This is a genomic window from Psychrobacter sp. YP14, from assembly GCF_003209315.1.
GTDB lineage: Bacteria > Pseudomonadota > Gammaproteobacteria > Pseudomonadales > Moraxellaceae > Psychrobacter > Psychrobacter raelei.
On sequence record NZ_CP029789.1, the window covers coordinates 1,529,093 to 1,552,962 of the forward strand.

Annotated in this window: 19 protein-coding genes; 6 read left to right on the forward strand and 13 right to left on the reverse strand. The window is 45.6% G+C overall.

The genetic code is table 11. From position 1 onward, the window contains the following. Position 1 precedes the first annotated feature (1 nt). Positions 2-298: a DUF4298 domain-containing protein gene (locus tag DLE54_RS06350; RefSeq protein ID WP_011960624.1), complete on the reverse strand. Its 297-nt coding sequence runs from the start codon at positions 296-298 to the stop codon at positions 2-4. Between the two features lie 146 nt (positions 299-444). Here DLE54_RS06350 and DLE54_RS06355 point away from each other — a divergent pair, with 146 nt between their 5' ends. Both DLE54_RS06355 and DLE54_RS06360 read left to right on the forward strand, forming a co-directional pair. Continuing rightward, complete coding sequence (locus DLE54_RS06355; protein WP_011960625.1) at positions 445-906, forward strand: DIP1984 family protein; 462 nt, start codon at positions 445-447, stop codon at positions 904-906. Between the two features lie 355 nt (positions 907-1,261). Next, positions 1,262-2,521, forward strand: a complete 1,260-nt coding sequence (locus tag DLE54_RS06360; protein ID WP_110816631.1) for a cation:proton antiporter — start codon at positions 1,262-1,264, stop codon at positions 2,519-2,521. A gap of 108 nt (positions 2,522-2,629) precedes the next feature. Here the strand turns inward: DLE54_RS06360 and DLE54_RS06365 are convergent, their stop codons facing one another. From DLE54_RS06365 to DLE54_RS06380, 4 genes are all read right to left on the reverse strand, one after another. Beyond that, the gene (locus tag DLE54_RS06365; protein WP_110817335.1) at positions 2,630-3,991 is read right to left on the reverse strand and encodes a serine hydrolase domain-containing protein; all 1,362 of its coding nucleotides are present in this window, start codon (positions 3,989-3,991) and stop codon (positions 2,630-2,632) included. Between the two features lie 72 nt (positions 3,992-4,063). Continuing rightward, on the reverse strand, positions 4,064-4,594 hold the full coding sequence (locus DLE54_RS06370) for a beta-lactamase hydrolase domain-containing protein (protein ID WP_011960628.1): 531 nt from the start codon (positions 4,592-4,594) through the stop codon (positions 4,064-4,066). 134 nt (positions 4,595-4,728) lie between these two features. After that, entirely contained in the window at positions 4,729-5,625 is an 897-nt protein-coding gene (locus DLE54_RS06375; protein WP_110816632.1) for a MaoC family dehydratase, read from the reverse strand. 165 nt (positions 5,626-5,790) lie between these two features. Then, positions 5,791-7,191, reverse strand: coding sequence for a 3-oxoacyl-ACP reductase (locus DLE54_RS06380; protein ID WP_110816633.1), 1,401 nt, complete (start codon positions 7,189-7,191; stop codon positions 5,791-5,793). Positions 7,192-7,831: 640 nt separating this feature from the next. Here DLE54_RS06380 and DLE54_RS06385 point away from each other — a divergent pair. Continuing rightward, a complete protein-coding gene (locus DLE54_RS06385) occupies positions 7,832-9,658 on the forward strand; it encodes an acetyl-CoA C-acetyltransferase (RefSeq protein ID WP_110816634.1) in 1,827 nt (608 codons plus the stop codon). 90 nt (positions 9,659-9,748) lie between these two features. On the opposite strand, the gene DLE54_RS06390 is transcribed toward DLE54_RS06385, so the two are convergent. The 8 genes from DLE54_RS06390 to rsmG form a co-directional block, all read right to left on the reverse strand. Continuing rightward, on the reverse strand, positions 9,749-10,876 hold the full coding sequence (locus DLE54_RS06390; RefSeq protein ID WP_227535664.1) for a DNA polymerase III subunit delta': 1,128 nt from the start codon (positions 10,874-10,876) through the stop codon (positions 9,749-9,751). Between the two features lie 52 nt (positions 10,877-10,928). After that, positions 10,929-12,035, reverse strand: coding sequence for an RNA-guided endonuclease InsQ/TnpB family protein (locus DLE54_RS06400; protein WP_110816636.1), 1,107 nt, complete (start codon positions 12,033-12,035; stop codon positions 10,929-10,931). A 147-nt stretch (positions 12,036-12,182) separates the two neighbouring features. Next, a complete protein-coding gene (gene kdsB / locus DLE54_RS06405; protein WP_110816637.1) occupies positions 12,183-13,010 on the reverse strand; it encodes a 3-deoxy-manno-octulosonate cytidylyltransferase in 828 nt (275 codons plus the stop codon). Between the two features lie 133 nt (positions 13,011-13,143). Beyond that, complete coding sequence (lpxK, locus tag DLE54_RS06410; protein ID WP_197708881.1) at positions 13,144-14,271, reverse strand: tetraacyldisaccharide 4'-kinase; 1,128 nt, start codon at positions 14,269-14,271, stop codon at positions 13,144-13,146. Between the two features lie 170 nt (positions 14,272-14,441). After that, complete coding sequence (gene msbA, locus DLE54_RS06415) at positions 14,442-16,274, reverse strand: lipid A export permease/ATP-binding protein MsbA (RefSeq protein WP_413775356.1); 1,833 nt, start codon at positions 16,272-16,274, stop codon at positions 14,442-14,444. Between the two features lie 128 nt (positions 16,275-16,402). After that, positions 16,403-17,491: a ParB/RepB/Spo0J family partition protein gene (locus DLE54_RS06420; protein WP_110816639.1), complete on the reverse strand. Its 1,089-nt coding sequence runs from the start codon at positions 17,489-17,491 to the stop codon at positions 16,403-16,405. A 240-nt stretch (positions 17,492-17,731) separates the two neighbouring features. Further along, positions 17,732-18,505 (reverse strand): ParA family protein, encoded by a 774-nt coding sequence (locus tag DLE54_RS06425; protein WP_011960638.1) that lies wholly within the window; start codon positions 18,503-18,505, stop codon positions 17,732-17,734. A 119-nt stretch (positions 18,506-18,624) separates the two neighbouring features. Next, positions 18,625-19,302: a 16S rRNA (guanine(527)-N(7))-methyltransferase RsmG gene (gene rsmG, locus DLE54_RS06430; protein WP_110816640.1), complete on the reverse strand. Its 678-nt coding sequence runs from the start codon at positions 19,300-19,302 to the stop codon at positions 18,625-18,627. Between the two features lie 176 nt (positions 19,303-19,478). On the opposite strand from rsmG, the gene DLE54_RS06435 reads away from it, so the two are divergent. The 3 genes from DLE54_RS06435 to DLE54_RS06445 all read left to right on the forward strand — a co-directional run bounded on the left by DLE54_RS06435 (position 19,479) and on the right by DLE54_RS06445 (position 23,859). Then, the gene (locus DLE54_RS06435; protein ID WP_110816641.1) at positions 19,479-21,911 is read left to right on the forward strand and encodes a Lon protease family protein; all 2,433 of its coding nucleotides are present in this window, start codon (positions 19,479-19,481) and stop codon (positions 21,909-21,911) included. A 107-nt stretch (positions 21,912-22,018) separates the two neighbouring features. Continuing rightward, positions 22,019-23,086: a helix-turn-helix transcriptional regulator gene (locus DLE54_RS06440; RefSeq protein ID WP_110816642.1), complete on the forward strand. Its 1,068-nt coding sequence runs from the start codon at positions 22,019-22,021 to the stop codon at positions 23,084-23,086. 113 nt (positions 23,087-23,199) lie between these two features. After that, the gene (locus tag DLE54_RS06445) at positions 23,200-23,859 is read left to right on the forward strand and encodes a TerD family protein (RefSeq protein ID WP_110816643.1); all 660 of its coding nucleotides are present in this window, start codon (positions 23,200-23,202) and stop codon (positions 23,857-23,859) included. Positions 23,860-23,870: the final 11 nt, after the last annotated feature.

Below are 23,870 nucleotides of genomic sequence, written 5' to 3' on the forward strand. Positions count from 1 at the left end.
GCTAATGGTCTATAGCATCTAATCCCAGCCGCATCCAACGAATGGCCTGCTCTTGATGGTCAGTTAATGCACTCCATAGCGCATCTTCGCTGAGGATAGAGTGCACATTATCTGCACACTCAACAGCGACGTTGTTTTCATAATCTCTTCGCCACTGCTCACTTTGGTAATACGTTTGCAATTCAGACAATAAGGCACTGGCTTCTCGCCATTTCTCCTGAGCTTCATGTATCTGCTGATGCAAATCATGCCAATGCTCATATTTTTTCTGTAGTGCTTGTGCATCATAATTTTCCATCACATTACCCTTTTTTTAGTATAAAAAATAATAAAACTACGTTGGTTTATGCTTAATGCCACTATCGACTCTCATAATCCTTATAGACAATAACACCGGCAGAGGTTATCTTACAATCCTATAAATAAAGAGAAGTTGGAGATATTATGAAACTTGCCGAAGCCTTACTTATTCGCAGTGACTTACAAAAAAAACTGGCTCAGCTTAACGCCAGAATTGCCAATAATGTCAAAGTACAAGAAGGAGACACTCCCAATGAAGCACCTGAAGAGTTGCTTGTCGAGGCCAATCAAGTCATAAGCGAGCTTTCCAATTTAATAGAGCGCATTCATCGCACTAATGCCATTGCCACCACGGAACAAGGTCAGTCCATGCTAAGCCTATTGGCACAGCGCGATATGCTGCAGATGCGTCACAAGTTGCTTGTCGAGGCCATAGCAGCCGCCAGTAATGAGGTGGACCGCTATAGCCCGCGCGAAATCAAATGGCGGGTTATGATTTCAGTATCCGCACTTCAAAAACAAGCAGATGACTTAGCAATGAAGCTGCGTAACTTAAATCTAATCATTCAAGCCAGCAATTGGCAAATCGACTTAGTACAAGAGTAACGCATAATAACTGCTATTTTATCCGCTTTATTTGTTACAATACTTTTGAGGCCGACTGGGCGAGTGACAGACCCCTTATCTCCACAGCAGGGGGTTGAAAATATACTGCAGTGGCAGACTATGCGTTGTGGGCAGACGTTTTTTTACCTCTTATGCCCCGCACTTGTCACTTAGCATAAGTCACTATTTAAAGCTCACTACCCGTCACTGACAGTCGGCTTCTTTCGATAAATATTACCTAAAAACAATGTTTAATGCCGGGCAGATACGCCATTATTAATCTCTGTTACTGACCAATACTAAGCCCTACTATTGACAGTGTTTTTTCTTCTTAACTCAAATTATCGATACTCTGATGCTTGAAAACTACAATCAGTTTCTTCTAGTGTGTGGCATCGCCTTTTTGTTTGGTGCCCTATCCCCTGTTTTTTTAAAACGTCTGCCCTTATCTTTGCCGATGCTACAGGTAAGCTTTGGCTTACTCATGGGTTATTTTTGGTCTGCGCTCCCCTTTTTAAATCCTATCGCCAATGGTGAGGTGGTCGAAAAGGTATGTGAGCTTGTGGTACTGGTATCCTTAGTTGGTGCCGGTATAAAGATTGATACCCCGCTTAGCTATAAGCATTGGCGGCCCACCTTTCGGCTATTGCTCATCACCATGCCTTTATGTATCGCGGCAATGGCAGCGCTTGGCTATTATATTTTTGGCTTGAGCTTGGCGGCAGCTATCTTACTGGGTGCTATTTTGGCGCCGACAGACCCGGTATTGGCCTCTAGCATTCAAGTAGGCCCGCCTAACTCTGGTAATGAGGACACCCCGCGCTTTACCCTTACCTCTGAGGCAGGACTCAATGATGGTCTGGCCTTTCCTTTTGTCTATCTGGCAATAAAAATTGCGGAGTATTACGGTAAGGCAAATGAGCTGTCCTTGTCTCTTTTAGTCGACTGGCTTAGTGTAGATGTGCTCTGGAAAGTCGGTGCTGGTGTCGCCGTTGGTGTCTTGGTTGGTAAGCTGCTTAGCAAGCTGGTTTTCTCAAAAAGCAATAAAGACACCGTTATGTCGCAAGGCTATGTGGTCATTGCGATGACGTTATTGGCTTATGGTGTGGCAGAATTTGTGCATGCCTACGGCTTTATCTCTGTGTTTATTGCCGCTTTCACCTTCCGTCACAGCGAGCACACTCATGATTATCATACCGCATTACATGACTTCTCTGAGCAATCAGAGGGGCTGCTTATGTCCTTGGTATTGGTGGTATTTGGGATGGCGTTGGGTCAAGGTTTAAGCTCAGATGTAAGCTTAAGCTGGCAAGTATATGCCACAAGCTTACTGTTCTTGTTCGTGGTAAGACCGGCTGCTGGGTGGATAGGACTAGCAGGGCTTAATTTGCCCAATAAGGAGCGTTTTGTCATCTCAAGCTTAGGCATCCGCGGTATCGGATCTTTTTATTACTTAGCCTATGCTCTAAATCAAGACGTCTTTGCACTCGATGATGCCACAGACTTATGGATTATCTGTAGCATCGTCATTATTGTCTCTATATTTTTGCACGGTATAGTGGCACCCAGACTTATTGATGACGCTAAACCTAGCAGCACTAATAAACCTGCTTAACGGCAAAGGCATCTCGCCAAGCGGCCCACCTCTAGCAGATCTTGTAAAATCGCCAAGTAAATTAAACCTGACTGGTTTTATTTTCAGGTTTAATTTACGAATCTACGCTTAATCAATTGACTTGCTAAAGTGCGCCAAAATAGCCTCAATTAAAGCGAACTGACGAATGTCAGTGGTCATAGTAACGTCATAATTGTGCACATAGGCCACCGCCAGCTGTTTTTGGGTATCACACCAAGCCATAGACCCGTTGTAACCCATATGACCGAAAGCATACTGCAGATTCTCAGCAGGCTGACAGCGGCTAAATATACGGTGATACCCTAGGCGCCAATGCATGCTTTGAGGATGAGTGGCCGGCATAATCGCATCACTGCCTGCCACATGAACACTCGATAACTCATCAAACACCGACTCATCAATCAACCGTTTGCCTTGCCAAATCCCTTTATTGGCAAGCATGGCGTACATCTTGGCCAAGGCGTCGGCTGAAGCCACATTATTGGCCGCCGGTATTTTTGCCATCAAAGATTCAGGGGTATGATAATTAAATTCAGAGCGGCCGGCAGGCACCAACGCATACTTGAAGTCTTGCATCTTAACGCCACTCATATCAAAGTATAAATTGGCAATCTGCAAGGTTTTAAGCGGTGCATCAGACTGCTTTTGACCCAGTAGCTGCTGCCAGCAGCTGTAGCTTGGCAAGCTTTGATAAGCGGCCAAGGTAGCCTCTGAATCAGAGCGCAGCTTGGGTTTAGCACTTCTTTTTTTGACAGCTTTGTCAGCCTCATCTTCATTGATAGCGTCAGCTTCTACTAAGCCCATCACCGTATCAAAGTCGTCAAAGTTGCTAACCACCGTGCCCACCTCACCAATCTTATCGGCCGGCACCCCAAAATACATACTGTCACTGATACCTAAGGGCTCAGTCAAATACTGCTGTAAGGCTTCATTTAGAGACAAGTTAGTGGCTTTCTCGATTAAGCCCCCTATCACCCATCCCGAGACTAAAGCACTATAGGCACTTTCGGCCTGCTCATTAAAGGTGGCTTGGGGCGGCATCTGCTCAACACGCTGCAGCATCAGTTGCCAATCTGTCAGCTCTGGGGCAAAGTCAGTGATGGCTTGAATATTAAACAGTCCTGAGCGGTGAGTCAGTACTTGTCTCAAGGTAATTTGTTGCTTGCCATTGGCGGCAAATTCAGGCCAGTACTGGCTAATGGGCTGATCATAAGCCAAAATCTTATTAGAGACTAAGATATGGACTAAAGTTACCAATACGCCTTTCCCAGTCGAAAAATTCAGCCCCAATCTGTCTTTGTTCCAGCTTAAACGCGGGGTCGCTTGCCCCACAGAAGCCTGGGCCACAAGCTGCCCTTTATGATAGACCACCACAGCGCCGCCAACAGGGGCATCTTCAAGCTGTAGCTGGGTCATGATTTGGGTCAGTTGGTTTTGCAAGTTATCCATAAAGTCACTCAATGTATCGGCAAATAACGTGGTAAAGGTAAAAGCATTAAGCTTATTAGCGCTCTTAATCAATCAGCGAGGTACCAATAAGCGCATACGCACCTCTTCTTCTAGCCCCGTTAGCCCATGTTCTTTGCCTTGCTGCATGGCAGTGTCCATCTTGCGACCTCTTAACCAGCCCGCTCGCAGCGCCATACAAGCCCCGACACGATTGCCTGAGCCGCAGTGTATTAAGGTTTTTTTGCCATGATGGGTGCGCAGGGCTTTATCGAATTCTAATAAATTGACTTGTTTTAAGTCCTCTGCGCCAGCAATGGGCAAGTGAGTATAGTTGATGCCCTGAGCCTCTACCGCCGCTCGCTCATCAAAGCTTAGCTCAGACTCAGGTTGCAGGTTTATGATATGCTCAATACCCGCTTCAGCCGCTTTTACTACCTGTTCAGCAGACAGCTTGCCTGATACCACAGTCTGAGCATTGGGGAATTTGGCATTTTCTAATACTGGGGCTAAAGCAGCTTCAAGTGATATCTCAGCAGACTCACTGACACCTTCATCCTTAGTATCAGCAGATAAATTTTCGGACGTTGCCTCATCTTTTGACATATTAAATCCTTAAAAACACAACAAATTCAGCTAAGGAGTCCCTCCCTAGCTGACTAAACAGCTTCTTTTATACCAGCCGCTGTGCCTTTATTACCAATAAAACGTCTGGTATAAACATCAGCGTACCTGTCATCTTACAGTTTCTTGATAACACCGGTTAAATGGGGTCTTTTATTTTTAGCATTGTATAGATTAAATACAACCTGCTCTGAGTCTTTTAGGTTGTCTGCATTGTCGCCAATAAGCTCAACTTCTGATGGCAAGAAGATAGGCAGCTTAAAGGTAACATCCACACTATAAGCTTCTGGCAGATCCATAAAGCTTAAGCATTTAGCTTTTGACCACATCCCATGTGCAATGGCTTTCGGAAAGCCAAAAGCTTTCGCGGTCACAGCATGCAAATGAATTAAGTTAAAATCCCCTGAAACCATAGCATAACGGCGACCGATATCTTCTGGCACGGCAAAGATACTGTGAATATCGTTTTGCTGAGCCTCAAGCGTTTCGCTCACGATTTTTGGTTTTTTGGTCGGACTACCGCCCTTGGTCTTTTGGCGGGATAGATAAGTAGAGGTGCCTTCCCAAACCAGCTCATCTGCGCTGTGAACTTGGGTAACAAAGTCAAACTGCTTGCCTTTGTCATGATCACGTAAATTGGCAAAGCTCACTTCCATAGTGACCACTTCGGTATCAGCAATGCGGCGATATTGAGTCACTGAGTTGGTGACATGTACTAGCCCTAGCATAGCAAATGGGAAGGCTTCATCAACCATCATGTTCATCTGCAAGGTTTGAGATAAAACCGCAAAGTAAGTGGGCGGTACTTGACCATTGTCGGCAAAGCCACAAATGCGGCGGTAATCTTGTAGATTTGACTGATCAATGATTAACTCACCGACCTTGTAGCTGGCTTCTGGTAGAGCTTGTTGTTCTTCCTTATGGCTCTTTCCTATGACCGGTAATAATGATTTTAGTATTTTGGTATAGGTTTTACTGGCTTCAGGCAAGCTCTTGAATTCACGGGCTGTCATATAAAATCCTTGTTAAAATGTCATCTCAACTTTGTAAAATAGCCATCACTTCGATGGCTATTTTACAATACAGCGGCAGGTTTGGGTAAATTACTGCTATTTAGTTACGGCTTAGAACCTAGCATGACTGGGTTCATGTCAAATAGCAATAAAATTTATAGGCAATTAAGCGCCCAATAGACTTTGACCACAGACACGTACGATGTTGCCATTTACGCCGCCTGAAGCAGGTGCTGCCAACCAAGCAGTGGTTTCTGCCACATCAATGGGTAGACCACCTTGACTCATAGAGTTCATACGACGGCCCGCTTCACGGATAGTCAAGGGAATGGCGGCTGTCATTTGGGTTTCGATAAAGCCAGGTGCGACTGCATTAATAGTGATGCCTCTACCTTCAGCTTTTAGCTTCTTAGCGGTGGCTTGAACCAAGCCGATTACGCCCGCTTTCGAGGTGGCATAGTTAGTTTGACCTAGGTTACCGGCGATACCTGAGATTGATGATACACAGACGATACGTGCATTTTCATTCAATACATCATTATCAAATAGGTAATCGTTAATCATGGCGATACTTTGCAAATTGATGTTGATAACCATATCCCACTGCTTGTCATCCATCTTAGCCAGTGTCTTATCACGGGTTATCCCTGCGTTATGAATAATGGCATCTAGACCATTACGTTTGGCTGCAGCTTCTGCAATCTTCTCGCCAGCATCATCAGCTGTGATATCTAGAGCGAGGGTTGAGCCACCAATTTCGCCAGCCACTTTTTGTAAATCGGCTTGCTGCTGCGGCACATCTAAACAAATAACATGTGCGCCATCACGCGCCAATACGCGTGACATAGACTCACCAATACCACGGCTTGCGCCGGTCACAAGTACCGTCTTGCCAGCCAGTGGCTTAGACCAATCTACATCAACCACACTGCCTGCACCCACACGAACCACTTGACCTGAAACATAAGCAGAGCGTGCCGACATAAAGAAGCGTAGCGTTGAGTCCAAATTCGCCTCTTCACCTTCACTCACATAAATAAGCTGCGCGGTAATACCGTTTTTGAACTCTTTACCGACAGACTTTACAAAGCCTTCTAGGGCGCGCTGTGATAATGTTTTGCCAATACGGTCGCACTCTTCTGGTGGACGACCAATAATGATCACACGGCCTGATTTTTCAACTTGACGTGCCACAGGATGGAAAAAGTCATACATCTCTTTTAAGTCAGGGGCATGAGCAATGTTACTGGCATCAAAAACCAATACTTTATATTTTTCAGTGTGCCCTTCGCTGTCTTTGGCTTCTACACCTGCGCCTGACAAAACGTCTTTGTGTGCATCATCGCCAGCAACGTACACGTCAGCATGTAGTGAATTTAACACTTGGGCGATGGCATCACTTAGACGGCTATCGTCTCCTGAGGCTGAGCCAAATAATACGCTACCACGGACGACTTTTTCACCCGGCTCAAAACGATCTAGTTTAGTCGGTAAAGGCAGTCCTAAATTTTTAGCCACTTTTTTTCCTAGCGGTGACTGTACAAACTCTCCATAGCGATCTGACATAATATCTCCTAATTTATAATATGATGGATGAAACAATAGAATGCTTTAGCAATTCAGGGTCATGATGATGAGTGATATTTTCAGATTTAATAAGGGTTATTACTCAGAAAACTGCGACTGATCAGTTCATATTTACTACCAAATCGTGCACAGCTCACCCACCTCACGACGCCTTAAAACTTACTAACTACTACCGCTGATTATCAGTGCAACCCTTAATCTCAAAGAGATACGGCCCTCATGTAAATGCAGGGTATCTAAGTTTTATCTTAGCAACATTCGCTTCACACTGGTAACGAGTTGCCCACTAACAGAAACGATATAAGATTGCCTATTATTAATGATGTGATAAAATAAAACCTAATGTTATGAGTGCACTTAACAACGATAACATTATATTATTATAGACCAACACGCCATACAATGCTTTAGTAACAATGTTAAAATTATCTCTACTTACCTAACAAGTATATTGCTGTAATCTAAACAACAATTTGAATAACAATGAACTGGGATTATATACGATTATAGCAAGCACCTAAAGCAAACAGGCCCTGCAAATGACCGTCTTTGACTCTCATTGGGTGGCTTTTAAATAAAACTTTTGGTAAATAAAACTTTTGGAATATAAGGACGTTAAATGAGTAATTCTAATCAATCAAATAAATCTGCTGACAAATCCTCTGCGGTGACCTCCACTGTGGTGAACAAAGCGGGTGAGTCATTACTAAACGATACTAACAATGCCGCCCCGACCAAAGACTCAAACACCACATCAAACTTCTCAAAATTACAGCAAGAAGTCGTCTCCACCTCAAAAACTGAGGCAGATACCGTCATCAGCGAAGATCGCGCTGCCAAACAAAAGATTATTGCCGAAGCCAAAGCACAAGCACAACAAGAAGACAATCTGTCTCAAATCGATGAGCCTGCGCAAGAAGCCACACAAGTTAAAGACAATAAAGCTGACGACGCTCAAACTCAAAAAGAGTCTAATCAAACTGAATCTAAACAAGCGCAAAAACAAGCCACCAAATCTACTGCTGAAGCGCCCAAGCAAGAAGCTTCAGACAACACCAATCAAACCCAAAAACAGTCTGGTGATAAGCCCGCTAACCAATCACCTGCTGATAAGTCAAAAACCAACAAGGAAAGCTCAATGTCAGACAATTCAAAAACCTCGAATCTTCCTCGCCGCGTCGCTATTTTAGGCGGTAACCGTATTCCATTTGCACGCTCTAATGGTCCCTATGCTGACGCCAGCAACATTGACATGTTAAGCGCCGCTTTAAACGGTCTGGTTGAGCGTTATGAATTACAAGGTGAGCGTGTTGGTGAAGTCGTGGCCGGTGCGGTATTAAAACTAAGCCGTGACTTAAACCTAACCCGTGAGTCAGCGCTTAATACCGCTCTTGACCCACAAACGCCTGCCTATGATGTCTCTCAAGCCTGTGGCACTGGTTTACAAGCCACTTTTGCTGCCAGCAATAAAATTGCTCTAGGCATTATCGATTCGGCCATTACTGGTGGTGTGGACACCACTTCAGATGCCCCTATTGCTGTGGGTGATGGTCTACGCAAAGCCTTAATCAAACTGGGCGCCGCTCGCAATAACAAACAGCGCCTAAGCGCCCTAACCAGCATCAATCCAAAAGAGCTTATCGATGCGCCGCAAAATGGTGAGCCACGTACCGGTCTATCTATGGGCGATCACCAGGCCATTACCGCTTTAGAATGGAACATCGGCCGTGAAGCACAAGATGAGTTGGCAGTAAAAAGCCATCAAAACCTAGCCCGTGCCTATGAAGAGGGCTTCTTTGATGACCTAATTACCCCATACAAGGGCTTAACCCGTGATAACAACTTACGTCCAGACTCTTCACTAGAAAAATTAGCAACGCTAAAACCTGTATTTGGTAAACGTAACGCTAACCCAACCATGACAGCAGCCAACTCTACCCCTCTAACCGATGGTGCTTCTTGTGTCCTACTGGGTACAGATGAGTGGGCTGAAGCTCATGGCCTAAAACCACTGGCTTATATTGTCCATCAAGAAACTGCTGCTGTTGATTTTATTGGCAAAAATGGCCCTAAAGAAGGTCTGTTAATGGCACCTGCTTACGCTGTACCTCGTATGCTTGCACGCGCCGGCCTAACTTTACAAGACTTTGACTTCTATGAAATCCATGAAGCCTTCGCCTCACAAGTACTGTCGACTCTAGCCGCCTGGGAAGATGAGACTTTCTGTAAGGAGCGTTTGGGTCTTGATGCCCCACTAGGGTCTATTGACCGCAGTAAACTAAACGTTAATGGCTCATCACTGGCTGCAGGCCATCCATTTGCAGCAACCGGTGGTCGTATCCTAGCCACTGCTGCTAAGCTACTGGATCAAAAAGGATCAGGCCGTGCACTGATTTCAATCTGTGCAGCAGGTGGTCAAGGTGTCACTTGTATTTTAGAAAAATAAGCCCTTAGCTATTTTTATAAAGATAAAATAAGTTAAGCACAGCTAAAAAAAAGAGCCTCGGTAATGAATCGAGGCTCTTTTTTTATACGGTTATAACAAGGCTAACGCTGCCAATAATTGATCATAAGCCATTTTATCGTTGACGTTTTGCTGACACGCTATTTTCACATCCTCAATCACAGTCATTAACGCTTGGATGGACTCAAGCTGAAGCTCAGTAATAGATTGATATTGCGCCAATGCCAAATCTTGCTGCAAGGTGGGCATCCCTAAGCATTGACGGCTAAAATCCATCAGCATAAATTCTGATAGTTTAATAAAGTCATCCAAAGACAGCTGCTTTTGCCAATAATCACTGGCCGCTATGGCGCTGCGCTTGCCGGCTCTGAGTGCCAGCCAAACCTTAACCCAAGTACCACGCTGCTGGTACCAAGCACTGCTTAGCATCTCTAAGGCAGCCAGCGGCGCGCCATTAGACAGCTTCAATGCTTGGGCCACTTGCTCAGATAAAGGTGCCGCATTATCCGATTGAGCGGGGTTTTGAGTGTGTTGTGAGACATGATTCTCTAAATAAGCAAAAACCTGTTCATACGCCATAGGATCCATCGCCACTTGCTGCACCCGGCTTCTGATGGTGGGCAATAATTTGGTAGGCATATCGCTAATCAGCAGCAAATGAATGCCCTCACGCGGCTCCTCTAAGGTTTTAAGCAGCGCATTGGCTGCAGCCACTGTCATCTTATCGGCATAATCAATAACGCAAACCCGGCGTCCACTACTGCCCTGGCTAATAAAAGGCTGCAGCTCTCGAATGTCATCAATCTTTATAGACGGCTTTACAGAAGCTTTAGCCGCCCCATTCTCAGACGCTTTTTTGGTATTGGATTTACCGCCTTTGGTTGCAGTTGCGGCCTCCACCTCTAAACTTGGCAAACTGCTGATGGGCAACACCTGCAAATCAGGATGCGTCCCAGAGGCGAGCCATTGACAGCTTTGACACTGACCACATGCGCCTTGCTGAGAGCTTGGCTGCTCACGATTATCACAAAGTAGCCAAGCCACAAAGCGCCATACAAAAGCACGTTTACCAATCCCCTGCATCCCAGCAAATAACAAGCCATGCGGTAGACGCTCATAGCGTGCTATCAAGTTGTCCCAAGCAGTTTGCTGCCAAGGTAATACTGGGGCAAAATAGACCGGCTGCTCAGTGCTCATGATTTATAGATTTCCTAATAAAGAATGGGTGGAAGATGTTGACTTCCTCCCCTCGCTAAACCGAGGGGATTCCTACAGCTAGACGGTCAAGCCCGACCGCAAGGATGTTCTTAGCAGCATTGATATCTCTATCATGCCATGTGCCACACTCAGCACACCTCCATCCTCTTATTCCAAGATCTGCTCTACCTTTTGGACTACTGTCACTTATTTTAAGACAGCACGAGCAGGTCTGGGTAGTGTAACTCTCATTTACCATCTCAAACTGACAACCTGCATGCTTGCATTTATATTCCAGTTGTCTTTTGAGTTCAAACCATCCTGCATCGTATGTCAATTTAGCTAGGTTGGTCATCGAATTGGTGAATGAGCGTGATTTAACATCACCAACCACAATTAAGGCATTATCCTTAACTAATTGGGTGGTGAATTTGTGTATGGCATCTAATCTTGAGTTTTTGATCTTGGCATGGATTGCCTTTACCCGGCTTTTATTGTTTGCACGCTGGGCGACTGCTAATTTATTAGCCCATTTTTGAGTCTGCTTAATCTGTAGTTTATCGCCCGTTGATGTGGTAGCAGACTGCTTTAAGCCTAAGTCAATACCAACGCTGCCTTTGCCACTTGCTTGTCTAGGAAAATCTTTGACGGTAATACAGGCATACCAACGATTACGGCTGTCTTGCACTATCTCAAGCGTATTGATTTGATATAGGCTTAGATTATAGCTATCAAATACGTCTATGATTACCTTTTGACCTTTACAGAGCGATAGCTGTATGGTTGATTTCAGTGCCTTTTTGCCTGTCTGTCTTGTATGTAGATACTTGATAGCAGACTTTTTAAAAGGTATCCAGCCAAGCGATTTGCGTTTGGCATCGGGTCGGTTGGTGCGCCAATTAAGTTTGGCTTTTTTAAACTGCTTACGAGATTTGGCATGAGTTTCGTTGATGGCTTGCAAAGTTTGCGAGTGCAATCCTAAATACTCACCACTGCCTTTGGTGTATTGGCTTAAATCATAGGCCCAAAAGTACTTACCTGTGCGTCTTAAATGCTCAAAGCTTAACGCATTAACATAGTTCCACGCATAGTTAACACTCCCAGCTAGTTTGTTTAGCTGGTTTACGTGTTTGTCTTTGATGCGTAGCTTGAGTGTTTTCATAGGGTTAGTATGGCGAGGTTAATTTTAACTTGCAATACTTTAAGTACTAATCACGACAGTGTGTGTCGCCTTATATCCACCCCCTGAAGTGGGTGGTTTTACGGCGACCGGTGATAAATATAGACTCAAACCTATCTAACCCTCTGCTTACTGTAGCTCGCTAATCGGCAATGCGTTAAGACGGTCTAAATCCTCTTGCAGATCTACTCCTGGCGGCAGCTGAACCGAGGCAGCTTCGATGGCAATTTTGCCTCCATTTTCAAGCACCCGCAGTTGCTCTAAGCTCTCTAAATTCTCCAAGATGCCCGGCGACCAGCGCACAAAGTCTTGCAGTAGTTTTACACGATACGCATAGATACCTAGATGACGGTAAGCCTGCTTAGGCACTGTCAGCGGTGGCTGATGCGATCCCTCAGGCTGCTGCACCATCGCCATCGCATGATCTCTATCACAAGGGATAGGTGCACGACTAAAGTATAGGGCATGCTTTAAGTTATCAGTCACCACTTTGACGACCGAAGGACGCATGAATTCTTGGTAATCTAAGATAAGCTCATATAAGGTGGCCATCACGCAATCGGGTTTATTTACTAACAAGTCTTTGACCTGCTCTAATAGCTGTGGCGGCACCAAAGGCTCATCACCTTGCATATTGACCACGATATCCTCTGCGTCCCAGCCTTTTTTTTGTGCCACCTCACTGAGTCTATCGGTACCTGAGGCATGATGGGCATCGGTCATCACTACCTCATAACCAGCTTGCTGGCATACTACTGCAATGCGCTCATCATCAGTGGCAATACACAAGTCATCCGCAAAGGTAGCTTGACTGGCTTTTTGTGCCACCCAAAGAATCATAGGTTTACCATGAATCTCTAATAGCGGCTTACCGGGCAAACGGGTGCTCTTAAAGCGGGCTGGAATTACAATATGTACTTTTGGCTTTGGGAGGGCTAAGTCAGATACTAAGGTCATAAACGCTCTCTTTATTATTTAATGCAAGCAGATTATTTAGTGCAAGCAGTGACCGCTAAACATACCGCACTGCACATTATTGGCTTCAATTATCCATAAAATCATATCAGCTGAATATACTTAGGCCCGCAGTCTACCTGTTAATACCCAGCGAGGCCAGCTGACTCATTAAAGTGCGATAACAAGGCTGGGATAAGACCGCTTGTACCGGTAACACCCAGATAGACAACTGCTGCAACTCAGGGCTAGAGGCCACCAAAGGCGCAATTTTTACCGCATCTTTTGAAGTAATAACTACCGGATACTCAGTCAAACTGGCCAAATCTTGAGCAGTAAACTGATGATGGTCGGGCATGGGTTTTTCAATCACCTCATAGCCTAGTGCGCTTAGGGTATTAAAAAACCGCTGTGGATAACCAATCCCGCTCACAGCATATACTTGATTAACAGTAGCAGGATTGATAGCCGCTTGATGGGCTAATAATGGGGTAAGCTTACCCGGCTGCAAATGCATGGTGAGCTTGGGCTCCGCTGAGGGCGCGCTATCGGCGTTAAACTTAGTGGGCGACTGATGATGAATCACCGTACCTTGCCTGAGTCGGCGAATCGGCTCACGCAAAAACCCAGTGGGCAACAGCTGTTTATTACCAAAGCCACGTGCGCAATCTACCACAATCCACTCAAGATCACGCTGCAGCTTATAGTGCTGTAAGCCATCATCAGCGATGATAATCTCGGTGGCAGGCTGATATTGCATGATACTGGCAATGGCCTGCTGACGATTGGGGCATACCGCAACCACTGCTTGAGTCTCACGTACAATTAAGCAGGGCTCATCGCCCACCTCACTAGGCTTACTGTCTACGGTGACGACCTGCGGCATCGCTGACTCATCTCCACCATAGCCACGGCTTATCACTGCAACAATGATACCTTGCTGTTGTAGATAATTGACCAGTGCGATGATCAATGGCGTTTTACCACTACCGCCCACTGTGATGTTTCCCACCACCAACACTGGGACAGGCGCTTTATAAGAGGACAATACCCCTGTTTGATACAGCTTACGTCTAAGATAAGTTACTGCCCCATATAGACCACTGATCGGCCATAATAACCACAGCCACCAAGCCTGCTTTTGCCATGCATTAACCAGCCCAAGCTCAAGATTTGAGGCGCTGTTCTCTGCGCGACTCTCAGCTTGCGCCTTAGCTGCATGCGTCGTTTGGTTGGCATTATTTTTTGATGGCAGTGTGGTCATAATGAAGGCTACAAAAGTAGAAAAGAGAAGATGCCTAAGCGAGTATTAACAAGACATACGCTTCGTAACACGGCCCATTTTAAACAGGGTAGCTTACGAAGTGTGTATTTTACTGCTTAGGCTATTTTAGATGTTAATCCATATGTTAGGTTATCACTGTATTTATAACCTCAGTGGTTTTTATTAAACTCACTCTCTGCAAAATCTCTATCATACATGTGCGCATAGTGCCCCGACAAGGCCATCAAAGACTCATGTGTGCCTGATTCAATAATGCGCCCACCTTCCATCACTACAATTTTGTCAGCGGACTCAATGGTGGTTAAACGGTGCGCAATAACCAAGGTGGTTCTGTCTTGCATCACGTTATCCAATGCCTGCTGAATATAGTACTCAGACTCGTTGTCCAAAGCACTGGTGGCCTCATCTAATATCAGTACCGGTGCATCTTTTAGCAAGGCGCGTGCAATCGATAAACGCTGACGCTGACCGCCAGATAGCTGTAGGCCTTCGGCACCAATATTACTGTCATAGCCTTGCGGCAATGCCATGATAAAGTCATGCGCAAAAGCAGCTTTGGCTGCCGTCACCACTTGCTCATCAGTCTTGGTAGATAAGTCGCCATAAGCAATGTTATGGCGCACTGTATCATTAAATAGGACCACTTGTTGATTGACCATACCCACCTGAGCCCGTAGCGCCGTTAGTGAAATCTGATTTAGAGGTAGACCGTCTAAATAGATGGTGCCTTCAGTGGGGTCTAAAGTACGTGTTAATAAGTTGACCAAGGTGGTTTTACCGGCGCCACTTTTGCCGACGAAGGCGACTGTCTCACCAGCGTTAACTGTCAGATTAAAGTCTTTTAAAGCCTGGGTACCATCAGGATACTGCATAGAGACATGCTCAAAGCGAATCTCACCTTTGGCCTTATCTAAATGCTCTCCTGTATCCTGCTCTTCAGGCTCATCTAAAAGCGCAAAGATAGATTCACCAGCGGCAATACCACGCTGTAGTTTTTCATTGACATCTGTCAGATTACGTACTGGCTTACTAAGTAGACCGGCGGCGGTCAAATAGGCAATAAACTCACCTGCCGTGGTATTGGAGATCACATCAGGACGCAGCGCCAGCCAAATCACAACGGCCAAAGCAGAGGCCATTAACAGCTGTACTGCAGGGGTATTAATGCTATTGGTCACCACAATTTTCATGCCCTGCTTTAGGTTTTTTAGCGAGGCTCTTTCAAAGCGGCCTTGCTCGTAGCTTTGACCGCCATAGTTTTTGACCACCTGATAGCCTGTGATAACCTCATTGGTAATGTGGCTGACATCCCCCATGGTCTGCTGAATACCTTTTGACAGCTTAAGATAGCGCTTAGACGCCTTTTGTACCAATAACAAAATCGGTGGTAGCACCACAAATAAGATTAAGCTTAATCGCCAGTTGGAGTACAACAAATAACCCAATAAAGAGACCACCGTTAAGCCATCACGCAGCATGGTCTTTAACGAGTCGGTACTGGCAGATGTCACCTGCTCGACATCAAAGATAAGCTTGGAGGAGATGGTGCCTGAGGGATTGGCTAAAAAGAAGGCGTTTGGTAGCCGCAGCAGCTTATCGAACACTTCAACACGCAGTTTATAGACGAGGTTTCGTGAGATTAAAGCTGAGAAATAGTTGCCCAAAAAAGAGCCTAATCCCCGCACAAAAAATAGCAACACAATCAAAAAGGGAAACAAGTTGCGCTGCGACTGATTGCCGTGGTTAATGGCATCTGTGATGTACTGAATTAACTTAGCAATACCCACCTCAGTGGCGGAGTTGATTGCAAAGCCTACTATGGTTAAGGCAATCGCCCACCAATAAGGCTTGATATATTGCATTAAACGCAAATAAGTTTGAGTACGGGTTTTTGTTTCTGGGTTGCCAGAGACAGGCTTTGGCGGGTGACTCTGGCCAGAAGAAGTTGACGACGCCTGATTAGCCGATGGATTAGTCATCATATGCCTTATTATCAATTATAATTTAAAGCGCTAGCAAAACTGCTGACAGCTTTAAGCTAACTATATTATATGGCTCGCCTTTGACTGGCTTGAATAATAACAGTAAAGCTGTCCTTCAAGCTTTTGGACTATGTCTTAAAGTGCTGTAGCAGTGACTCAAGCTCTTCGTGACTTTGGAAGAATATCTCCATACTGCCCTTGCCACCTTTTTTCTGCTTTAATTTTACGGTAGCCCCCAGATAATCTGATAACTGCTGACTGAGCTTTTCCACTTCTGCATCTGCTTCAAGTGTGGCAGGCTTACTGCTTTTTTCAGGGTTTAAAATAGACTTTACAAGTTTTTCTGCATCACGGACAGTCATAGAAGACTCTATGATCCTCTCAGCGATGATCGGCTGCTGCTCAGAGGACAGTGATAAAAGTGCGCGCGCATGTCCCATATCTAAGTGGCCTTCGCTTAAATGCGTTTTGACCTCTTCATGCAAGTGATTAAGACGCAGCAAGTTTGATACCGTGGTTCTCGCCTTTCCAACCACGTCAGCAATCATGGCATGGCTCATACCAAACTCGGTATGAAAGCGCTGTAAAGCAGCAGCCTGCTCTATCACAGACAAGTCTTCACGTTGAATATTTTCGATAAGCGCCAGCGCAATGGCCAGCTCATCAGACAAGGCGCGTTCAATAGCAGGGATGGTCGGCTGTCCTGCCATTTTTGCGGCCCGCCAGCGGCGCTCACCAGCGATGATCTCATGGGTGATACTGTCTGAGACCTTCTCTTCTGTGGCCAAAAGCGGGCGAATGACGATTGGCTGCATCACGCCATGCTGTTTGATAGAAGATGCCAGCTCGCTAAGCGCTGTCTCACTCATATCACGTCTGGGCTGATATTTACCAGCCTGTAGACGCTCCACCGCCATCTGCACCAAAGTCATCTCTTCTTCGGCATCACTGGGCAGCACCTCAGATTTCGGGCTAACCGCCGCAGCTTTTGGCCCCGCTATTTTCTTTTTTGGTGCCGCTTTTTTGGCACCATCAGCCCCTAAGCTTGCCACTGATTTTTCAGCAGAAGGGGTTGTCTGAGCTAAGGCTTCTTTGGCCTCGCGCTCAACTTGTCTATCGTCACGTAAGGCGGCAGCTGTGATTGCTTTTTCTTTTTTAATAGACCCGAGTAGAGCATCTAACCCTCGGTTTGCAGCTAATCCACGCTTTTTTGCCATGTTGGTTATCCTCTACTACCTGCTTACCTGATCTATGAAGTTATTTGTTGGCTGCTGTATCATTTAAGCCGTTTTATCACAAATAACCAAAAATCTGAGATGATTAATGATATTAAACCCCGTCACTTAAGGGGGGTTCATTTTAATGAATTGTACGCAGCTTGCAAGGGCAATCCTCACTTATTGCCGTGTTTGCCCCATTTATTTTACCCATCTGTACCAAATACTGGCGTATAAAAACTACTCAGGCGTTATTTGCAATTGACGCGATTGCTTAATAACTTCTGTGGCAAGCTTGCGATAAGCCTGTGCCCCTTTTGAGCTTTTTTCATAATCTAGTACTGGCATACCATGAGCCGGCGCTTCGGCCAAACGTACGTTTCTTGGAATAATGGTTTTGAACATTAAATCGCCAAAATGTGCTTCAAGCTCAGCCGATACATCATTGGCCAAGGTATTACGTGAATCAAATAAGGTTCTCAACACGCCACGGATATGCAGCTGCGGATTAAGCTCTTTGAGTCTATCAATGGTCTGTGACAAGTCAGCCAAGCCCTCTAGTGCATAGTACTCACACTGCATAGGAATGATGACCCCTTGAGTGGCTACCATGGCATTAATGGTGAGCAAGTTTAAACTTGGCGCACAGTCAATAATCACATAATCATAGCCTCGTAGCGATGTCATGGCTTGACTGAGCAGTAAGTGACTGTCGCTTTTGCCCATCAAAGTGATATCAATACCTGACAGATCACGATTTGAGCCAACCACATCAAAGCCGGCAGGGCTTGGGTATACCGCCTCAGTTAACTCAACCCCATCAAGCAGCACATCGGCAATGGTCAACTCAAGCGCCCGCTTCTCAAGACCAGTACCTGATGTGGCATTGCCTTGCGGATCTAAATCAATAAGCAATACTTTTTTGCGGCGGCCTGCCAAGCTTGACGCTAGGTTTACGGCTGTGGTGGTCTTTCCCACCCCGCCTTTTTGGTTTGCAATTGCCAGAATTTCCATAGGGTTACTCGTGTTACCTCAATAAAAGCAGGTTGGTTTAAATGTTAGGATAAAAACGATAGATTAAAAATTTTACTTAAGATGTTGCAAGCAAGCGCTATAAATACAGGTGCCAATACTTAGATCACAATTTTATGTAACTCAGTTAAATGCCGTGTCTCATGCAAATAAGGCACACTCAAAGCGATATTATCTATTTGCCATTGATCTTGAAGCACCTGAAGCTCTTGTGGCTCAGGTATCAAGCCCTTCATGGCTTGTAGCCAACCGCCTTGTGCTAATCTTGGCGCCGCCGCTTCTACAAAATCTGTCGAACTGGCAAAGGCTCGAGAGGTCACCACAGCAAATTTATCCCCTTCATCAGGATTAAAGTTCTCAATGCGGCTGGCCACAGGTGTGACATTCGTCACTTGCAGCTCGCTTATCGACTGACGGATGAAGCGAATCTTTTTTTGATTGCTATCAAGTACAGTAATGGGTCGCTCAGGCTCACAAATGGCCACGATAACGCCCGGCAAGCCGGCACCGGTACCAATATCTAACAGCTTACCTGGCTTTAGATGCGGTAAAATGGCTAAGCAGTCAATGACATGCTTAATCAATGCCTCTTTTGGCTGCTTGATTGCGGTCAAATTATACGCTTTATTCCAAAATAATAGCTTGTCTAAATATAGCAATAATTTGCGGCGTTGTTCAGCGCTAATGTCTATTTTTAATTGAGTAATCGCCTCTAATAACAGCGTATCAAGCTCATCGTATTGATTAAATATCACTTTAAATTCAGCGGTGTTCATCATCTTATCAGTACCATACTGTATTATAATACAGGCAAACCCTGGGTTTAATTAAAGCCAAACAGCCTAGCGGGGCATTATAACACGTTCATGATTTTTTTAGATGTTATCCCCAATTTATCCTACGAGATACTCAGCAATATTTCACTTTTTGTTTTACTATTTGATTTGAGCCAATTATGTCTACCCCTAAGTCGCCGAGTGCTACTACCAAAAAAATGTCTGATAAAAAAAATAGCCCATCAAGCTTAAACTGTCATTCCGGCGCTGCTCGCTTTGATAAATCAGGCAATCGTACCAACAAATCTAAGCCAACTGAGCGAACAGTAGCGCAGATTAAGCATCACTGCAAAGTGGCCGCTAACAAACTCAAAAAGCACACTGACCCCTCACAGCTACCGACATCTACCCAAGTAGCAAATAAGCTTGAGCTAGGCTTCGGTCAAGCGCGGGCAGTTCATGCCCTACAGACTGCCTTTGATATCTGTGCCAATGGCTACCATGTGTTTGCGGTGGGTGAAAATGGCCTGGGTAAACGTACCTTTATTACTCAGTATCTCATAAACCAAGGTCATAACTGTCAAAAATATACAGACCCTTTAGACTGGATTTATACTTATAACTTTATCGAGCCTACTAAGCCTTGTGCCTTGGCGCTAAAAGCTGGGCATGCACGCGTCGTCGAGCAAGCGTTATTCACCATTTGGCAGACACTTAGCCAAGCGCTTGCCGATCAGTGGCAACAAGCGCAACACAACGCCCAAAGCGCTCATTGTAGTGTCTTAGCCGCGTCGCTGCAACAAAGCGCAGATAAGCTATTAACCTCTTTATTCACACAACACGTTGATGCGCTGCTAGATCAGTATGCTGATGACACAGCGCTTGCCGAGCCTTTTATGCGCTATCTGGCTCAGGTTAAGCAAGATATGATCCAAAATGCGGTGGCCATCGCTTGCAGTCAAATTGCCAACCAAGCCCACAGCCATGACAGTCGCTTTTATGTAGGGCCATTACAGCGCTTACCGGAGCGCTACAGCCTGACGATTATGGTCAGCCCAAGCTTAGCATCGACGCCATCGCTGACCAAGCCTTTAGTGCAGCACACACCGGATGGGGCACCAATTGTATTTGAGCCTTATCCCAAGTTATCGAATTTGCTTGGATATATAGATCAAGCCCGCCATCATGGCAGCGATGTGAGCAGCCATCGCTTGATTCAGCCAGGCGCGCTGCACAGAGCAAATGGGGGCTATCTGCTTATTGAGGCGGCAAATCTGGCCAATCATCCAGAGGCCTGGCAGGCCCTTAAGCTTGCGTTACAAACTGACCGCTTAGATTTGGCCCATTACCGTCAAAGCGATCATATTGGTGGGTGGTCGCTTATCCCCGACCCCATAGCCTTGAATGTCAAAGTTATTTTGTTGGGCGATTCAGAGTTATATGATCAGTATGCTGAGCAAGATACTGAGTTTAATGCACTATTTAAGGTGCGCGCGGACTTTCATGAAGAAATCAGACGCACCGCCGACAATGAGCACGCCATGAGTGGCAAAATGGCTGATATTGTTACCAAATATCAGCTCAAGCATTTTGACAATAAGGCGCAAGCTGTCGTACTTGAGTATTTAAGTTTGCAATGTGAGGATCAAAACAAGCTAAGCTTACACACCGATAGCTTAATTCAAGTATTGCTAGAAGCCAATCGTCATGCCGAACTTGCTCAATTAGCTTTGGTGGGTGCCGCTCAGGTCAAGCAGGCGCTACAAGACATCAGCTATCGCTCAAGTTATCTAAAAGAGCTGTATTTGCAAGAAATTACCGATGGCCAGCAGCTCATTAATACCTCAGGCACGGCTGTGGGACAAATCAATGCGCTGACCATTATTGACTATGCCGACAGCGAATTTGGTATGCCTGCACTGCTAACTGCTGTGGTGCAACACAGTGTCGGCTCATCCGGCGATATTTTAGACATTGAGCGTGATGTGGAGCTTGGCGGCAGTCTTCATGCTAAGGGCATGCTGATTATGAACAGCTATTTGCGCGCGCTATTTAGCCCTTATCACCCACTAAATTTCACCGCTTCACTGGCCTTTGAGCAAAGCTATGCTCATATTGATGGAGACAGCGCCACTTTGGCTGAAGCCTGTGCACTACTGTCTGCGCTGGCAGACATCCCCATCTCTCAGGCTTTAGGCATCACCGGCTCAATGAACCAATTAGGCCGAGTACAAGCGGTCGGTGGTATCAATGCTAAGGTTGCCGGCTTCTTCGATGCCTGCCTGCACCAAGGTTTAACCGGCAATCAAGGCGTTATTCTACCGCATGCCAATATCTCTCAGCTGATGCTACGTGATGATATCATTGCTGCCGTAAACGCCAAAAAATTTCATATCTATGGGGTAAAAAGCTTGAGTGACGCACTGACCATCTTAGCCGACATGCCGGTGGATACTTTAAATAAAAAGGGCCGTTATCACAAATCAAGCTTATTTGGCAAAATCATTAAAAACTTAAAAAAATGGGAAGAGCAGCTCAATCCGCCTGAGGAGATGGAAGATGAGTCAAATTCTGGAGAACAAAAACCAACCAAGCCCAATAAAACCCAGTAACCAGTATAAGCCCTACTACCTGCTGCTAAAATGTGCTATTTTTTGATAGGTGGTATGTGTTTTATTAACCAATCTATAATTGATGATGACCTTTGTGAGCATAAGATATGAGCCTAAGTAAGGACACCTCCAATGATAAAAGCGGTGCGACAGAAGCCAAGCCTGCCAATAACAGTACCGCTACCACAGCCCGACAATGGGAGTTACTGAACCTATTAGAACGTGGGAGCTGGCGGGGCACCCATCATTTACATGAGCAGCTGCGCTTGGCCAATTTCGATGTCAGTCTACGCACTGTACAGCGTGATCTTAACGCGTTATCCAAACGCTTTCCTATCGAAAAAAACAACGCCAACCCCCAAGGCTGGCGCTGGAAGGAAGATGCGCCTGTACAAAGCTTACCGCACATGAACTTATCGCAGGCTGTGGCGTTCAATATGGTTGAAGCCAATTTAGCCCAGCTGTTACCACCGGCCATATTAGATGAGCTTTTCCCTTGGTTTGACTTGGCGCGCCGTCAGCTTAAAGACAGCAAGATTACCCACAATTGGCTAGATAGAGTCCGCATTGAGCCCGCCACTCAGCCCCTCATTGCCCCTGAGATTTGCCGCGAATCCAAAGACTCTATTTATCAAGCCATTTTTTATGAGCGTCAAATCAGCGCGCACTATACCCGCCGTGATAAAGATACCGCCGGTGAATATCATCTCAACCCCATTGCCATTGTGCAGCGCGGTGTGGTGATTTATCTGCTTGCCACTAAGGTCGATGACCCTGATGAGGTGATACGCACCTTTGCTCTACACCGCTTTACTGAAGTTAAGGTAGAAGATACTCAAGCCGTCATTCCTGCCAACTTTGACCTAACCACCTATCTTGACTCAGGCGGTATGGGCTTTGCGCACTACTTATTTAGAGAGCTGCCCAATCACGGTAAAAACACTCAGATAAAACTGGTCTTCAATGGCAAAGCCGGCACCAGCCTGACTGAAAGTCGCCTCAGTGAAGATCAAAGAGTGGTCGATGATGAGCAAAGCAATACGCAAACCATCACGGCCACTGTGAACTTGACCTCTCAGCTGGTATGGTGGCTGCGCGGCTTTGGCAAACGACTGATTGCTATTGAACCTCAGATATTGGCTCAAGCGGTTTATCAAGATGAAGCTGCTCAATAGCGGATAGACTCAAAAGCTAGCAAAAACCAACAAAGTGCGATAATCTTATTTATGACACTGCCTTTAAATGGTCTAATTTTTTTTAATTGCCTTAATTCAATCAGGAGTTTCACTTGGCCTTTAGTACTTCAAGCTCAGCTGCCGCATTAGATACCAATAGCCGCACTCCCTCACACCTGCTAAGTGAGCTGCCAATAAAGGGCTCAACCTTGCTGTTTGGACTTAACTTTAAATACACTCAGGTGGTCAAAAAAGGGTTTATCAACCGCATTAAGGGCAATAAACAAACCTTAGATTTGGATTTGTCTTGTCTATTGTTCGATGAGCGGCTGCACTTGGTCGATACCGTCTGGTTCAAACAGCTGCGCGATAACTCCAGCGCCATACGTCACCAAGGTGATAGCCTAAACGGTAAGGACAGAGGCTCAGCTGCTGAGCTTGACCGCAATGTCGATATGGAAACTATAGAATTAAGACTGCCTCGCCTGCCTGATGAGGTGCATCACGTGGCGCTGTTGTTGTCTTCTTATTATGGCTATCCACTCAATCAAGTGGAGCGTGGCAATATCTACATCAGTGACGATGAGGGCAATGAGATATATACCACTGACCTAACCTTACTTAGTGGTGACAGTGCTGCTTTGTGTGTGGCAGTGTTGAGCCGAGAGCTGGGTGAATGGCGCTACACCCAGCAAGAGCTACCGCTAACTGAGTGCGCCATGCCAAAAATGACTGAGCAAGTGCGCCGTGAGTTAGCGCGTATTTACGGTTAAATTAACCCTCA